The following is a 16,053-nucleotide window of genomic DNA, read 5'->3' as shown; positions in this document are numbered from 1 at the left end:
CGGCCGGGGCCGCCTAGAATTATTTACAGCCAGCTTCAGCAACTCCCCAATAAACACAAGATCGAGGGTTGTGACGTGAACGCCAGTGAACCCCTACGCCTGCATGTGCCCGAACCGTCGGGCCGGCCCGGTTGCCAGACCGACTTCAGCTTTCTGCAGTTACAGCCGGCAGGCAGCGCCCGCAAGCCGCCCCCGGACATCGACGCCCGAGACACGGCCGACCTCGCCGTCGGCCTGATACGGGTGCTGGACGAGTCTGGCCAGGCCGTAGGGCCCTGGGCGGAGCCCATCGCGGTGGAAACCTTGCATGCTGGGCTTCGCACCATGGTCAAGACGCGCGTATTCGACAGCCGCATGGTCACGGCCCAGCGGCAGAAAAAGATGTCCTTCTACGTGCAGAGCCTGGGTGAAGAAGCCATCGGCACGGCCCACGCCATGGCCCTTCGTGACGACGACATGTGCTTCCCTACGTACCGCCAGCAAAGCATTTTGCTGGCACGCCGTGTGCCGTTGTTCGAAATGATCTGCCAGTTGTTTTCAAACGAATGCGACCCGCTCAAAGGGCGCCAACTGCCTGTGATGTACTCCAACAAGGCCGCCGGGTTCTTCAGCATTTCCGGCAACCTGGCTACCCAGTTTGTGCAGGGGGTAGGCTGGGCCATGGCGTCGGCCATACGAGGCGACACGCGTATCGCCTCGGCGTGGATCGGTGATGGCTCCACAGCCGAATCTGATTTCCATACGGCACTCACCTTCGCCCATGTGTATCGCGCCCCGGTAATCCTGAACGTGGTCAACAACCAATGGGCCATCTCCAGCTTTCAGCACATTGCGGGCGGTGAAGCCACCACCTTTGCCGGGCGTGGCGTGGGCAGCGGCATCGCCTCGTTACGCGTGGACGGCAACGACTTCCTGGCCGTGCATGCCGCCTCACGCTGGGCCGCCGAGCGCGCGCGCTGCAACCTGGGGCCTACCTTGATCGAGTGGGTGACGTACCGTGCAGGGCCCCATTCCACGTCCGATGACCCTTCGAAATACCGCCCGGCGGACGACTGGGCGCATTTCCCACTGGGGGACCCTATCGCCCGCCTCAAGCAGCACCTGATCGTGCTGGGCGAATGGTCGGACGCCCGCCATGCCGAGCTGGTGGCCGAGCTGGAGCAAGAGGTCATCACCGCCACCCGCGAGGCCGAGGCCCATGGCACCCTGGGCGGCAGTGCCTATGCCAGTGCGGCGACGATTTTTGAAGACGTGTACCACGACATGCCTGCGCACCTGCAGCGCCAGCGCCAGCAGATGGGGATTTGACCTGATGACCAGTACCCAAGTGATCGACCACCCCCGCGTGACTCAGGACACTCGCCCCATGACCATGGTGCAGGCTATCCGTAGCGCACTGGATGTAATGCTGGAACGGGACCCCACCGTCGTGACCTTCGGGGAAGACGTGGGCTACTTCGGCGGCGTGTTCCGCTGTACCGAAGGCTTGCAGGCCAAGTATGGCAAAAGCCGGGTGTTCGATACGCCCATTTCCGAAAGTGGCATTGTGGGCGTGGCCGTGGGCATGGGTGCGTATGGGCTGCGACCGGTGGCCGAAATCCAGTTCGCTGACTATGTCTACCCCGCCTATGACCAGCTCACCTCCGAGGCCGCGCGGCTGCGCTTCCGCTCGGCTGGCGACTTCACTGCGCCCATCACCGTGCGCATGCCCTGTGGCGGAGGCATCTACGGTGGCCAGACCCACAGCCAGAGCCCCGAAGCGATCTTCACCCAGGTGTGTGGGCTACGCACGGTGATGCCGTCCAACCCCTACGACGCCAAGGGGCTGCTGATCTCGGCGATCGAGTGCGATGACCCGGTGATCTTCCTGGAACCCAAGCGGCTATACAACGGGCCTTTCGACGGCCATCACGACCGCCCCGTGACAGCGTGGTCTGCCCACGACGCCAGCGCGGTGCCTGAAGGCTATTACCGCGTGCCACTGGACAGCGCCGCGGTGGTACGTGAGGGCGCCGCCGTGACCGTGATCACCTACGGCACCACGGTTCACGTGGCCTTGGCCGCCGCCAGCGAGACCGGTATCGATGCGGAGGTCATCGACCTGCGCAGCCTATGGCCGCTGGACCTGGACACCCTCGTGGCTTCAGTGAAAAAAACCCGCCGTTGCGTAATCGTGCACGAGGCCACCCAAACCTGCGGCTTGGGCGCCGAGCTGCTGGCGCTGGTTCAGGAGCACTGCTTCTATTGGCTTGAAGCCCCCATCGAGCGGGTGGCCGGGTGGGACACGCCCTACCCTCACGCCCAGGAATGGGCGTACTTCCCTGGGCCTGACCGCGTGGGTGCGGCCCTCAAACGCGTCATGGAGGTGCGCTGATGGGCCAGCATGTGATCAAGATGCCGGACATCGGCGAAGGCATCGCCCAGGTAGAGCTGGTGGAATGGTTCGTGAACGTGGGCGACACGGTAACCGAAGACCAGGTGCTGGCCGACGTCATGACCGACAAAGCCACGGTGGAAATACCCAGCCCGGTCAGCGGCCGCGTGCTCGCCTTGGGCGCGACGCCTGGGCAGACCATGGCCGTGGGCAGCGAGCTGATTCGGCTGGAGGTAGAAGGCAGCGGTAACGTCAAAGAAACCGAACATACCGAGGCATCCCAGGCGCCTGTGACCGCACCTGTTGCTGCATCTGTTGAAAAAGCCGTGGCGAGTGCGCCCGAACCTGTGGCAACCCTGTCCCCAGCCTGTGAATCCGTAGAACGCCCCTTGGCGTCTCCCGCCGTCCGCAAGCGTGCCTGGGACAACGGCATCGACCTGTCGAAGGTGACTGGCAGTGGCCCTGCAGGCCGTATCGTCCATGCGGACCTGGACTCGCTTAGCCAACCTGTTCGCCCCCCTGCCAGTGAGGAACAGGTGCAGCGGGTGCCGGTGATCGGCCTTCGGCGCAAGATTGCCGAGCGCATGCAGGAGGCCACCCGCCGTGCAGCGCATTTCAGCTACGTGGAGGAAATCGACGTCACGGCCTTGGAGCAACTGCGCCAGCAACTCAACACCCGTTGGGGCCAGGCACGAGGGCGCCTGACGCTGCTGCCGCTGCTGGTGCGCGCCTTGGTCGTGGCCTTGCGCGACTTCCCCCAGCTCAACGCACGCTACAACGATGAACAACAGGTGATCGAACGCCACAGCGCGGTGCACGTGGGCATCGCCACCCAAGGCGAGCATGGCTTGCTGGTGCCTGTACTACGCAGTGCCCACCAGCGCGACCTGTGGGGCAATGCTCAGGAAATCACTCGCATCGCAGAGGCCGCACGCCATGGCAAGGCCGAGCGGGACCTCCTGTCCGGTTCCACCATCACCCTGACCAGCCTGGGCGCCCTGGGCGGCATTGTGTCGACGCCCGTGCTCAACCTGCCGGAGGTCGCCATTGTGGGCGTTAACCGCATGGTGGAGAGGCCTGTGGTGGTAGAGGGCCAAGTGGTTGTGCGCAAGATGATGAACCTGTCCAGTTCCTTCGATCATCGGGTCGTCGACGGCATGGACGCAGCACGCTTCATCCAGGCCGTGCGGCACCTGCTCGAACAGCCTGCCACCCTTTTCATTGATTAAAGGCCACCCATGAACACGTTAGACACCACACTGCTTGTTCTAGGCGGCGGCCCTGGCGGCTATGTCGCCGCTATCCGCGCAGGCCAGCTGGGCATACCCACGGTACTGGTGGAAGGTGACACCTTGGGCGGAACCTGCCTTAACGTCGGCTGTATCCCTTCCAAAGCGCTGATTCATGTGGCCGAGCATTTCCACCAGGTGCAGGCCCCCAACCCCTTTGGCGTTACAGCAGGCGCCCCGACGCTGGACCTCACTCAGGCCATCGACTGGAAAAATACCGTGGTAGACCGCTTGACCACAGGCGTGGCAGGCCTGCTCAGGAAGCACAAGGTCAAGGTTATTCACGGCCACGGGCAGATCGTAGATGGCAAGACCGTGGAGGTCGGCGACACCCGCATCCACTGCCAGCACCTGGTGTTGGCCACAGGCTCCTGCAGCGTAGCCCTACCCAGCCTTCCTTTGGGTGGAGCGGTCGTGGACTCCACCGGCGCCCTGGCCCCCACTACCCTGCCCCGTCACCTGGCGGTTGTGGGCGGGGGCTATATCGGGCTGGAGCTGGGCATCGCCTACCGCAAGCTTGGGGTAAAGGTGACCGTCATTGAAGCGCAGCCGCGGCTGCTCCCCACGTACGACGCCGAGCTCACACAACCTGTGATTGATCGGATGCTGCAGCTGGGCATCACATTGTTGCCGGGCCATGCCGTGGAGGGCTATGACCCGGCTACCCAGCAGCTTACCTTGCGTGACCCTGCCGGTAGTACCCACACACTGGACACGGACCGGGTGTTAGTAGCCGCCGGGCGGGTACCCCGCACCACGGGTTACGGGCTGGAGCGGCTGAACCTGACCATGGCAGGCCGCGCAGTGCGTATTGACGACACGTGCCGCACCAGCATGACCAACGTATGGGCGGTTGGCGACCTGACTGGGGAGCCGCTGCTCGCCCACCGGGCCATGGCGCAGGGTGAGATGGTCGCCGAAGTCATCGCGGGCCATACCCGGGCCTTTACGCCAGCCGCCATTGCCGCCGTGTGCTACACCGACCCCGAGATTGTGGTAGCGGGGCAAACCCCTGAACAAGCCGGTGCCGGCGCGTTGGTCGCTATGTTCCCCTTCGCTGCCAATGGCCGTGCCATGACGCTGGGTGCCACAGCGGGGTTCGTAAGGGTAGTGGCGCGTAGCAGTGACCACCTGATTCTCGGGTGGCAGGCAGTGGGCCCCGGCGTGTCTGAGCTGGCAGCGGCGTTCAGCCAATCCCTGGAGCTGGGTGCACGGTTGGAGGACATCGCCGGTACGGTGCATGCCCACCCTACTTTGGGTGAGGCGGTACAGGAGGCGGCGATGCGGGCGCTGGGTCAGGCGCTGCATATTTAGCGCCCATTAACGCAACTATCAAAAAAGGTGATTCCTTTCAGCACAGTGTTCGATTTCTCGAACAGGGGGCTTGGCGCTTTAATGGCTTCAACGAAAACCATTGCCTACGAGGAATCGAGCCATGAAAACCGCCTTTGCCATTGCCGCCTTAAGTATTGCCTTCACTACGGGTGCCTATGCTCAGGACGGCGCTGAACGCAGCGTTGTCGACAAACTGCCCGTAGAGGCCTACCACTACGGGATGCACATGGACATTCAGAAGGTCATTTCCAAGACAGACGTGAGCAATAAGTCCGGCGTTGTACCGGTGACCATGGTGTACCAGGACAGCAAAGGCCAATTGCACAAGCTCCAGTACCTGCAACAAGGCGGTTATGACGACCGCGCCAATGGCTGAACCCCGCATACCCTCTTGAGCCCTGGCCTTGCCGGGGCTTCTTTTTTTCTGGTTTGACGGCTTTGGCTCGGCATGCTTTCCTTACGCCTTTCGTTCGGGTGCCCTTCACAGGGTGAAACGGGAAACCGGTGCGCCGCCAGGCCAGTCCGGTGCTGCCCCCGCAACGGTAAGCGAGCGCGCTTCATATCCACTGTGCCAGGCATGGGAAGGAGAAGCGGACCGGGAACACCTTAGTGCTGCCCCCTCGCAAGCCCGGAGACCGGCCCGATCGACATCATTGACACACCTGCGGTGGGCGGGCTGTCCGGCCCTGCCTTGCGCAGGGTTTCGGCGCCTGCCCGTCCTTTACCTGAGGGAAGCGCCATGTCCGCCCATGCTACAAGCCATCTCGTTGCTCAACCTGCTGCTACCCTTGCCCAGCGTATTGCTGCAGCGTGCCTGGCCACCGTGCTAGGCGCCGGCCTGGTGTATTTTGCCGGGTTCTCCCACCTGCCTGCTGTGCACAATGCTGCACACGATACGCGCCATAGCGCTGCATTCCCTTGCCACTAAGGTGCTTGCCATGATCACACGTATCCTGCGCACCGCCGGCTTTGCGGGGTTGTTCGCAGCGCTGTTGCTGACGGTGATGCAAAGCCTGTGGCTTACACCGCTGATTCATACCGCCGAAACCTACGAGCACGCAGCCCCTGCCGCCCATGAGCATGGAGGTGCCAACACCGCCGAGCACGTGCATGAAGAAGCCGCCTGGGAGCCTGAAGACGGCTGGCAGCGCGTGCTGTCCACCACCGGCGGCAACCTGGTGGTTGCCGTGGGCTTCGGGCTGATGCTGGCCGGGCTGTATACGCTGCGTGCGCCGGGCCGCACGGCTGAAGGGCTGCTCTGGGGGCTTGCCGGGTATGCCGTGTTTACCTTGGCGCCTACTCTGGGCCTTCCACCGGAACTGCCGGGCACTGCGGCGGCCGACCTTGCTTCACGCCAGGTCTGGTGGATTGGCACGGCAGCGTCGACTGCCGTGGCGCTGGCCTTGATGGTGTTTGCCCGGGGGTGGCCTTTGAAGCTAGCCGGGGCCGTTCTGCTGGTGATCCCTCACCTGGTCGGCGCCCCTCAACCGGCCATTCATGAAAGCCTCGCCCCTGAGGCGCTGGAAGCCCAATTCCGCTGGGCGGCGCAGTTGACCAACGTAGCCTTCTGGCTGGCGCTGGGCAGTGCAACGGCCTGGTTGTTCCGCCGCTCGGCGCGAGCCTGACTACTGGCCATGGCGGATTCGTGGCTGGTCGCCGGGCTGGGCTGTCGCAAAGGCTGCTCTGTTGAGGTGTTGCAAGGGCTGCTTGAACAGGCCCTGGCCCAAGTGGGCGCCACCCTGCGCGACGTGCAGGGTATTGCCTCACTGGACAGAAAATGCAGCGAACCTGGGCTGATAGCACTCGCCGCAGCACAGGGCCTGCCGTTATCCGGTTACTCGGCCAGTGCCCTGGCGCCCTACGAGCCGTTGCTAACCCACCGCTCATGGGTGAGCCTGCAACACACCGGTTGCCTTGGCTTGGCAGAGAGCGCTGCACTGGCCCATTGCGAAGCGCTCAGCCAACGCACACCCAGGTTGTGCCTGCCCAGGCTCTGCGCCAGCCATGCAACAGTCGCCCTGGCCGTTGCAACATGAAATTCACTAAACCTTCATAGGCAGCCTACCTGCAATGACCGTCTATTTCATCGGCGCCGGCCCTGGCGATCCCGACCTGATTACTGTTAAAGGCTTGCGCCTGCTGCGTCAGTGCCCTGTGATCATTTATGCAGGCTCGCTGGTGCCGGCCGCATTGCTGGAGGGTCATCGCGCAGAGCGCGTGATCAACAGTGCGGCGCTGGACCTGGGGGCTATCATCGGGGAAATCGCTCAAGCCCACGCCCAGGGGCAAGATGTCGCCCGCGTGCATTCTGGTGACCCTAGCCTCTATGGCGCCATGGGTGAGCAGATTCGGCACCTGAGGGCCTTGGGCATACCGTTTGAAATTGTGCCTGGTGTGACGGCTGTCGCCGCTTGTGCCGCCTTATTGGAGGCGGAGCTCACCCTGCCAGGTGTGTCACAGACCGTGATCCTGACACGCTACGGCACGCGCTCCCCAATGCCGAAAGGCGAAGCCTTGGCGGATCTGGCCCGTCACCGGGCGACCATGGCCATTCATTTGGGGGTCAGCCACTTGCCGGCCATTGTGAACACCTTGGTGCCCAGCTATGGAGTCGATTGCCCGGTGGCGGTGATACACAAGGCTACATGGCCCGAGCAAGACTGGGTCACGGGCACCCTTGGCACGATCCAAGCCCAGGCCGCAGGCAAAGGGTTCCAGCGCTCGGCGCTGATCATCGTGGGCTGGGTATTAGGCAATGAGGTGTTCGAAGATTCCGCGTTGTACCGTGCCGGGCGTGCGCACCTGTATCGCGCCGAATAAGGCGGGGAAAAGGGGCTACGCGGCCTGCGTAGCCCCAGGCACATCAGTAGTAAGCATTCTCGCGCTGGGAATGGTCAGTCACGTCCCGAACGCCTTTGAGCTGAGGAATACGCTCTAGCAACGTACGCTCGATGCCTTCCTTCAAGGTAACGTCGGCCTGGCCACAGCCCTGGCAACCGCCCCCGAACTGAAGCACGGCCACACCGTCCTCAACCACTTCGATCAGGCTGACCTGGCCACCGTGGCTAGCCAACCCTGGGTTGATCTCGGTTTGCAGGTAGTAATTGATACGCTCGTCGATGGGGCTGTCTTCGTTGACCATCGGCACCTTGGCGTTGGGTGCCTTGATGGTCAGTTGCCCGCCCATGCGGTCCGTGGCGTAATCCACCAATGCATCCGCCAGGAAAGGCTCGCTGATGGCATCGATCCAGGCGGTGAAGCTGGCCAGCCCGATCGGCGTGTCGTCAGGCTTTTCTTCCCCTGGCTTGCAGTAGGCAATACAGGTTTCGGCGTATTGAGTACCCGGCTGGGTGATAAACACACGGATGCCGATACCTGGTGTGTTCTGCTTGTTCAGCAGGTCGCCCAGGTAGTCCTGGGCGGCGTCGGTAATGGTGATGGTGCTCATGTAGGTTCCTCACAGGCTGGCAGGCAGTTTACGGCAAACCTGCCGTTGGAGAAAGTCCTAGTAATTTTGTCGGGTTAAAGGCACGGCTGGTGCAGTGGGCGCGCCCATGACCCAAGCCTTCATACGCACGTACAAGCGTTTTTCCAGCCATTGATAGCTCAACCAGGACACCGCCAAGATGGTGGGCACGCAGAACAGCCCAAACACCATATAAGGGTTCGCGCCCAGCCGCTCGGTCATGAACCAGCCCGCGTATAGCACCAGCAGGTGAACCAGGTACACCGAGTACGAACAGTCCCCTAGGGATTTAAGCACACGGTTGTGGGAAAACCGGGGTTCCAGGGCCAGGCAGCCCAGGACAATGCCTGCACTGGGCAAGCCCCAGTTCAACAAACGGTTCGTAGGTTCCAGCTGGTAGATGACCGCCATGCTGGCCAGGATGAGTGTCAATGGAAGGGCTACGCCGCTGCGCACCCAGCCCCGGCGCCAGGCGACGCCGATGGCGATCCCCAACAGGAACTCATACATGATGTTGTTGGCGTAGAACCGCCCTGTCAGGCCTATGCGGCTCAGCACTTCGCTGCCTGCCAGCAGCACTACACCCACTATGGGCAAACGCCAGGCCTTGGGTGCGAAGAACGCCAGCGAGAATACCGCGTAGAAGAACATCTCGTAGTTAAGCGTCCAGCCCACGTTCAAGGTGGGGTACAGCCCGTACCCGCCAGGGTTTTCCGAAGGGATAAACAATAGCGAGAAGATGAAGGTGGGCCAGTTCACCACCGCATGGGGCATCTCATGACCCACGGTGTACAGCAGCAGGCCCATGGCCGCGGTGTAGAACCAATAGGCGGGGATAATGCGAATCGCCCGGTTGATTAGAAATTCGCGAGGCTGCATGGGTTTGTCATAGGTAGACAGGTAGATCACAAGCCCGCTGATCACGAAGAAGATGTCTACGCCTACCGACCCTTTGGACGAGAAAAAATGGCCTATGGGACCTTTGGATTCAAAATTGAAAAACACTTGCATGAAATGGTGGCAGACCACCATCCACGCAGCGATGGCGCGCAGCGCCTGAACAGAAATCAACATCCACATACCCTTTGTAACGAAAACACTTTCCACGCCCTGAAGGCGCGACCTCATACATGGGACTGGCGCGCTTGCAGAAAGGTCGGAAGTTTCATATTTCCTTCAGGCAGGAACCTTATGGCCATCAAAACAACATGAATCAGATTCATGATAGCGCGCTCCCTGATGCAATGTGGCTCAGGTTTGCTATCATCTCGCTTTTACCGTCCGTACCAGAGCCTTCTTCCCATGACTGACCGCGCCGCTCGCTTGACTGCACTGCATGACGCCCTCGCCTCACGCATCCTGATCCTCGACGGCGGCATGGGCACCATGATCCAGAGCTACAGGCTTGAGGAAGACGATTACCGTGGCGAACGGTTTGCTGACTGGCCTACCGACGTCAAAGGCAATAACGACCTGCTGCTGCTCACACGCCCAGATGTGATTGCTGAAATCGAAGCGGCTTACCTGGATGCTGGCGCAGACATCCTTGAAACCAACACGTTTAACGCCACGCAGGTGTCCCAGGCCGATTACGGCATGGAAGCCCTGGCGTATGAGCTGAATGTGGAGGGAGCGCGGGTGGCAAGGCGGGTAGCAGATGCTAAAACGCTGCAAACGCCAGACCGGCCGCGTTTCGTCGCTGGCGTACTCGGGCCTACCAGCCGTACCTGTTCACTGTCGCCGGACGTGAATAATCCCGGCTACCGCAACGTGACCTTCGACGAGCTGGTGACCAACTACACCGAGGCGACCCGTGGCCTGATCGAGGGTGGTGCAGACCTGATCCTGATCGAAACCGTGTTCGATACCTTGAACGCCAAGGCGGCGATCTTTGCGGTGCTTGGCGTGTTCGATGCCCTTGGCTTTGAACTGCCCATCATGATTTCCGGCACTATCACCGACGCCTCGGGCCGCACTTTGTCTGGGCAAACCACCGAGGCGTTCTGGAACTCCGTACGCCATGCCAACCCCATTTCCATCGGCCTCAACTGTGCGCTGGGGGCCAAGGAGTTGCGCCCTTACGTGGAAGAGTTGTCCACCAAAGCGCAAACCTATGTGTCGGCCCACCCTAACGCCGGCTTGCCCAACGCCTTCGGCGAGTACGACGAATCGCCCGAGCAAATGGCCGAAACCGTGGAAGAGTTCGCGCGTAGCGGTTTCCTTAATATTGTAGGCGGCTGCTGCGGCACCACACCTGCTCACATAGCCGCTATCGCTCAGGCTGTGGCCCGTCATGCACCCCGCCCCATTCCTGAAATACCGCGAGCGTGCCGGCTGTCAGGGCTGGAGCCGTTCACCATCGACCGCCAGTCTCTGTTCGTGAACGTGGGGGAGCGGACCAACATCACCGGCTCTGCCCGCTTCGCTCGGCTGATTCGGGAAGAGCACTACACCGAAGCTTTGGAAGTGGCCTTGCAGCAAGTGGAGGCCGGTGCGCAGGTGATTGACATCAACATGGATGAAGGGATGCTCGACTCCCAGAAAGCCATGGTCACGTTCCTGAACCTGATTGCAGGCGAGCCTGATATTTCCCGGGTGCCGATCATGATCGACTCCTCCAAATGGGAGGTGATCGAAGCGGGCCTCAAGTGCATCCAGGGCAAGGGAATCGTCAACTCCATCAGCATGAAAGAAGGCGTCGACGCCTTTATTCATCATGCGCGCCTGTGCAAACGGTATGGGGCAGCCGTGGTGGTGATGGCTTTCGATGAGCAAGGCCAGGCCGATACCGAAAAGCGTAAAATCGACATCTGCGCCCGCTCCTACGACATTCTTGTCAACCAAGTGGGCTTCCCACCCGAAGACATCATCTTCGACCCAAACATCTTCGCCGTGGCCACGGGTATCGAAGAACACAACAACTACGCCGTTGACTTCATCAACGCCTGTGGCTGGATACGCGACAACCTCCCTTATGCACTGACCTCCGGCGGTGTGTCCAACGTGTCGTTCTCGTTCCGGGGCAACAACCCCGTGCGCGAGGCCATTCACTCGGTGTTCCTGCTTCACGCCATTCGTAATGGCCTGACCATGGGCATCGTCAACGCCGGGCAGCTGGAGATCTATGACCAGATCCCAGCGGCGCTGCGCGACCGCGTGGAAGACGTGGTATTGAACCGTAACGGCGAGGCCACTGAGGCCCTGTTGGCTATTGCCGACCAGTACCGCGGCGATGGCAGCGTGAAAGAGGCCGAGACCGAAGAGTGGCGCGGCTGGGACGTGAACAAGCGGCTTGAGCACGCTTTGGTCAAAGGCATCACCACGCACATCGTGGAAGACACCGAGCAGTCCCGGCAAGGCTTCAGCCGGCCTATCGAAGTGATCGAAGGCCCCTTGATGAGCGGGATGAACATCGTGGGCGACCTGTTTGGTGCGGGCAAAATGTTCCTGCCCCAAGTGGTGAAATCCGCCCGGGTGATGAAGCAGGCCGTGGCCCACCTTATTCCTTTCATCGAAGCCGAGAAAGGCGACAAGCCTGAAGCCAAGGGCAAGATCCTGATGGCCACGGTAAAGGGCGACGTACACGATATCGGCAAGAATATCGTGGGCGTGGTACTGGGCTGCAACGGCTATGACATCGTGGACCTGGGCGTAATGGTGCCAGCTGAGAAAATCCTGCAGGTGGCACGGGAAGAAAAGTGCGACATCATCGGGTTGTCCGGCCTGATCACGCCGTCCCTGGACGAGATGGTACACGTGGCCCGCGAGATGCAGCGCCAAGGCTTCCACCTACCCTTGATGATCGGTGGCGCCACCACGTCCAAGGCCCACACGGCGGTGAAAATCGAGCCACGCTACAGCAACGACGCGGTCATTTATGTTACCGATGCGTCCCGTGCCGTAGGTGTGGCGACCCAGTTGCTGTCCAAGGAACTCAAGCCAGGGTTTGTGGAGCGTACCCGCCAGGACTATATCGAGGTTCGCGAACGCACGGCGGCCCGTGGCAGCCGCACCGAGCGCTTGAGCTATGCCCAGGCGGTAGCGGCCAAGCCCCAGTGGGGCTACCAGCCGGTCACCCCAACTTTTACCGGAGCCCGGGTGCTGGAAGACATCGACCTGAACGTGCTGGCCGAGTTTATCGACTGGACCCCGTTCTTCATTTCCTGGGACTTGGCAGGCAAATACCCCCGCATTCTTAAGGACGAGGTGGTGGGTGAAGCGGCCACCGCCTTGTTCGAAGACGCCCAAGTGATGCTGCGCAAGCTGATCGACGAAAAGCTGATCAAGGCCCGTGCCGTGTTTGGTTTCTGGCCCGCTAACCAAGTGAACGATGATGACATCGAACTCTATGGTGCAGACGGCCATACCCTGGCCCTGCTGCACCACCTGCGCCAGCAGACCATCAAGCCTGACGGCAAACCGAACTTTAGCCTGGCCGATTTCGTGGCACCCAAGGCCAGCGGCATCACCGATTACATCGGTGGGTTCATCACCACCGCGGGCATTGGCGCCGAGGAAGTGGCCAAGGCCTACCAGGATGCCGGCGACGACTACAATTCGATCATGGTCAAGGCACTGGCTGACCGGCTGGCCGAAGCCTGCGCCGAATGGCTGCACCAGCAGGTGCGTAAAGAGCATTGGGGATACGCCAGTGACGAAACCCTGGACAACGACGCCCTGATTCGCGAGCAATACCGAGGCATCCGCCCTGCCCCCGGCTACCCGGCGTGCCCGGACCATACGGAAAAAGGCACCTTGTTCCAGCTCTTGGATACCAATGGCCAAAGCGGCGTGACCCTGACGGAGCATTACGCCATGTTCCCGACAGCGGCCGTGAGCGGTTGGTATTTTGCGCATCCGCAGGCCCAGTACTTTGCAGTGGGCAAGATCGATCGCGACCAAGTGGTCAGCTACTCGGCCCGCAAGGGGCAATCCCAGGACGTGAGTGAACGCTGGTTGTCCCCTAATCTGGGGTATGAGGCCTGATAAGCCTCAGGCTCGCCCGCTGCGCAGGCTCCTACACCTCTTCTACCTGCCGAGAGGTGTGCGGGAGCCTGCGCGGTGCGTAAGCAGCGGCAGAATGGGGCTTAATGTGCTGTCGCCCAGAACACAGCGGCGGCCACGACGATCACTGCCATAAAGGCAGTGGCCCAGGCATCGATGTGCCGGTTGATCTTTTTCGGCTTCACGGAAAGATGGCGCATGGTGCTACCTCTTATTGTTATGAAGGTGTGCCTGACCCCTTCAGGGGTAGCTCTCAGTCAAGCGCACAGGTACTCAAACCGCCACGCGTTCTGTCGGAACAACCGTGGCCACGTGCATATCGGTATTAGCTATTTCCTTATAAAAAAACTTCGCTTTAGTGAATATGGCAAAGCGCGTATCTTGCCACCACTCTGAAAGGAGTGCGCTACCGTGAGCGCAGACCCGCCTGAAGACAGGACACTTATGTACGTTTATGACGAGTACGATCAACGGATCATCGAGGACCGCGTCAAGCAGTTCCATGACCAGACCCGGCGCTACCTCGCAGGCGAGCTGAGCGAAGAGGAATTCCGCCCCCTGCGCCTGCAGAACGGCCTGTACATCCAGCGTTTCGCGCCCATGTTGCGCGTGGCCGTTCCCTATGGGCAACTCACGTCCCGCCAGGCGCGGATGCTGGCCAAGATCGCTCGCGACTACGACAAAGGCTACGCCCACATCAGCACGCGGCAGAACGTGCAGTTCAACTGGCCCGCCGTCGAGGACATCCCGGACATCCTTGCCGAGCTGGCCACTGTGCAGATGCATGCCATCCAGACCAGCGGCAACTGCCTGCGCAATGTCACCACCGATCAGTTCGCGGGTGTGGCGGCCGATGAAGTGGTCGACCCTCGCCCCTGGTGCGAGATCGTGCGTCAGTGGACCACGTTCCACCCAGAGTTCGCGTACCTGCCACGCAAGTTCAAGATCGCGGTCAATGGCGCCAGCACCGACCGGGCTGCCATTGAAGTGCATGACATTGGCCTGGAGCCCGTCAGAAACGCGGCCGGCGAGCTTGGCTTCCGCGTACTGGTAGGGGGCGGCCTTGGCCGTACTCCAATCGTGGGGGCCTTCATCAATGAGTTCCTGCCCTGGCAGGACCTGATCAGCTACCTGGATGCCATTCTGCGTGTTTACAACCGCTATGGTCGCCGTGACAACAAATACAAGGCGCGTATCAAGATCCTGGTAAAGGCCCTCACCCCTGAAGTCTTCGCGGAGAAAGTGGAAGCGGAAATGGCTCATTTACGCGGCGGCGAGACCACCCTCACCGAAGCTGAAGTCACGCGCGTGACCCGCCACTTCGTAGACCCCGCTTACAAAGCACTTGAAGACATTCCTGAGGCCCTTGCTCAGCTCGACGACGCTCACCCTGGCTTCGCTCGGTGGCGTCAGCGCAATGTGTTTGCACACAAGCGCCCAGGTTATGTGTCGGTCACCCTCTCGCTGAAACCCACGGGTGTCGCCCCAGGTGACCTGACCGACAAGCAGCTCGACGCCATCGCCGACATGGCAGAGCGTTACAGCTTCGGCCAGCTGCGTACATCCCATGAGCAGAACGTGATCCTGGCGGACGTCGAGCAATCCCAGTTGCACGCCTTATGGCTCGAAGCACGCGAGTCTGGTTTCGCTACGCCCAATATCGGGTTGCTGACTGACATCATCTGCTGCCCCGGCGGCGACTTCTGTTCCCTGGCCAATGCCAAGTCCATACCCATTGCCGAGTCGATCCAGCGCCGCTTCGATGACCTGGATTACCTGTTCGACATTGGTGAACTCGACCTCAATATTTCAGGCTGCATGAATGCCTGTGGCCACCATCACGTGGGCCACATCGGCATCCTTGGCGTGGATAAAAAGGGCGAGGAGTTCTACCAGGTCTCCCTTGGCGGCAGCGCAAGTCGAGATGCGAGCATCGGCAAAATCCTGGGCCCTTCCTTCGCTCAGGAGGCCATGGCTGACGTCATTGGCAAATTGATTGACGTGTACGTGGAGAAACGCACTGAAGAAGAGCGTTTCATCGATACCTATCAGCGTATCGGCATCGAACCTTTCAAGGAGCGCGTCTATGCAGCGAATCATTAAGAACGATCAGGTGGTCGACGAAACCTGGCATGTGCTGCCTAAAGACGTCACGCTGGACGCATTGAGCAACTGCGACGACTACATTGTGCCGCTCAGCCTGTGGCGCGAGCACGCCCATGCGCTCAAGGCCCGTGACGGCGGCCTGGGTGTATGGCTGGACGCCGATGAGGAGGCGGAGGAAATTGGCGAGGCAGTAAGCCACTTCCAGGTCATCGCCCTGAATTTCCCAGCGTTCACGGATGGTCGGAACTACTCTAACGCCCGGCTGTTGCGTGACCGTTATGGTTTCAAGGGCGAGTTGCGGGCCATTGGCGATGTGCTGCGCGACCAGTTGTTCTACCTGCATCGCTGCGGTTTCGACGCGTTCGCCATAAGGGCCGACAAGGACCCCTACGAGGCGTTGGAAAGCCTGCGCGATTTCTCGGTGACCTACCAGGCCGCCAGCGACGAGCCTCGCCCCCTGTTCCGCCGCCGCTGAGGCG

General features: G+C 61.2%; 14 protein-coding genes and 1 riboswitch. Of the genes, 12 read left to right on the top strand and 2 right to left on the bottom strand.

Annotated features, from left to right (window positions below; genetic code table 11):
• The first annotated feature begins 75 nt into the window (after positions 1-75).
• The 9 genes from HBH25_RS14570 to cobM all read left to right on the top strand — a co-directional run bounded on the left by HBH25_RS14570 (position 76) and on the right by cobM (position 7,818).
• Positions 76-1,308, top strand: coding sequence for a 3-methyl-2-oxobutanoate dehydrogenase (2-methylpropanoyl-transferring) subunit alpha (locus HBH25_RS14570; RefSeq protein WP_168084637.1), 1,233 nt, complete (start codon positions 76-78; stop codon positions 1,306-1,308).
• A 4-nt stretch (positions 1,309-1,312) separates the two neighbouring features.
• Positions 1,313-2,374 carry an alpha-ketoacid dehydrogenase subunit beta gene (locus HBH25_RS14565; protein ID WP_218585495.1) on the top strand — a complete coding sequence of 354 codons (1,062 nt, stop codon included), beginning with the start codon at positions 1,313-1,315 and terminating at the stop codon, positions 2,372-2,374.
• Positions 2,374-3,603, top strand: coding sequence for a dihydrolipoamide acetyltransferase family protein (locus HBH25_RS14560; protein ID WP_168084636.1), 1,230 nt, complete (start codon positions 2,374-2,376; stop codon positions 3,601-3,603). Before HBH25_RS14565 ends, HBH25_RS14560 begins: the two co-directional genes overlap by 1 nt.
• A gap of 9 nt (positions 3,604-3,612) precedes the next feature.
• The gene (lpdA, locus tag HBH25_RS14555; protein WP_168084635.1) at positions 3,613-4,977 is read left to right on the top strand and encodes a dihydrolipoyl dehydrogenase; all 1,365 of its coding nucleotides are present in this window, start codon (positions 3,613-3,615) and stop codon (positions 4,975-4,977) included.
• A gap of 121 nt (positions 4,978-5,098) precedes the next feature.
• Positions 5,099-5,374, top strand: coding sequence for a DUF2790 domain-containing protein (locus HBH25_RS14550; RefSeq protein WP_168084634.1), 276 nt, complete (start codon positions 5,099-5,101; stop codon positions 5,372-5,374).
• Positions 5,375-5,453: 79 nt separating this feature from the next.
• A riboswitch (cobalamin riboswitch) is annotated at positions 5,454-5,656 on the top strand.
• Positions 5,657-5,737: 81 nt separating this feature from the next.
• Positions 5,738-5,926, top strand: a complete 189-nt coding sequence (locus HBH25_RS14545; RefSeq protein WP_168084633.1) for a CbtB domain-containing protein — start codon at positions 5,738-5,740, stop codon at positions 5,924-5,926.
• A 10-nt stretch (positions 5,927-5,936) separates the two neighbouring features.
• Positions 5,937-6,623, top strand: coding sequence for a CbtA family protein (locus HBH25_RS14540; protein WP_168084632.1), 687 nt, complete (start codon positions 5,937-5,939; stop codon positions 6,621-6,623).
• A gap of 9 nt (positions 6,624-6,632) precedes the next feature.
• Positions 6,633-7,034: a cobalamin biosynthesis protein gene (locus tag HBH25_RS14535; RefSeq protein ID WP_168084631.1), complete on the top strand. Its 402-nt coding sequence runs from the start codon at positions 6,633-6,635 to the stop codon at positions 7,032-7,034.
• Between the two features lie 34 nt (positions 7,035-7,068).
• Positions 7,069-7,818 carry a precorrin-4 C(11)-methyltransferase gene (cobM, locus tag HBH25_RS14530; protein WP_168084630.1) on the top strand — a complete coding sequence of 250 codons (750 nt, stop codon included), beginning with the start codon at positions 7,069-7,071 and terminating at the stop codon, positions 7,816-7,818.
• Between the two features lie 43 nt (positions 7,819-7,861).
• On the opposite strand, the gene nfuA is transcribed toward cobM, so the two are convergent.
• Both nfuA and HBH25_RS14520 read right to left on the bottom strand, forming a co-directional pair.
• The gene (gene nfuA, locus HBH25_RS14525; RefSeq protein ID WP_168084629.1) at positions 7,862-8,446 is read right to left on the bottom strand and encodes a Fe-S biogenesis protein NfuA; all 585 of its coding nucleotides are present in this window, start codon (positions 8,444-8,446) and stop codon (positions 7,862-7,864) included.
• 57 nt (positions 8,447-8,503) lie between these two features.
• Positions 8,504-9,538 carry an acyltransferase family protein gene (locus HBH25_RS14520; RefSeq protein ID WP_168084628.1) on the bottom strand — a complete coding sequence of 345 codons (1,035 nt, stop codon included), beginning with the start codon at positions 9,536-9,538 and terminating at the stop codon, positions 8,504-8,506.
• A gap of 228 nt (positions 9,539-9,766) precedes the next feature.
• On the opposite strand from HBH25_RS14520, the gene metH reads away from it, so the two are divergent.
• The 3 genes from metH (at position 9,767) to HBH25_RS14505 (ending at position 16,049) form a co-directional block, all read left to right on the top strand.
• Positions 9,767-13,450: a methionine synthase gene (gene metH, locus HBH25_RS14515; protein WP_168084627.1), complete on the top strand. Its 3,684-nt coding sequence runs from the start codon at positions 9,767-9,769 to the stop codon at positions 13,448-13,450.
• 462 nt (positions 13,451-13,912) lie between these two features.
• Positions 13,913-15,571, top strand: a complete 1,659-nt coding sequence (locus HBH25_RS14510) for a nitrite/sulfite reductase (RefSeq protein ID WP_168084626.1) — start codon at positions 13,913-13,915, stop codon at positions 15,569-15,571.
• On the top strand, positions 15,555-16,049 hold the full coding sequence (locus tag HBH25_RS14505) for a DUF934 domain-containing protein (protein WP_168084625.1): 495 nt from the start codon (positions 15,555-15,557) through the stop codon (positions 16,047-16,049). Before HBH25_RS14510 ends, HBH25_RS14505 begins: the two co-directional genes overlap by 17 nt.
• Positions 16,050-16,053: the final 4 nt, after the last annotated feature.

Origin of the sequence: Pseudomonas quercus (assembly GCF_012033695.1) — a bacterium.
Lineage (GTDB): Bacteria > Pseudomonadota > Gammaproteobacteria > Pseudomonadales > Pseudomonadaceae > Aquipseudomonas > Aquipseudomonas quercus.
This window is presented reverse-complemented; position numbering and strand designations above follow the sequence as displayed.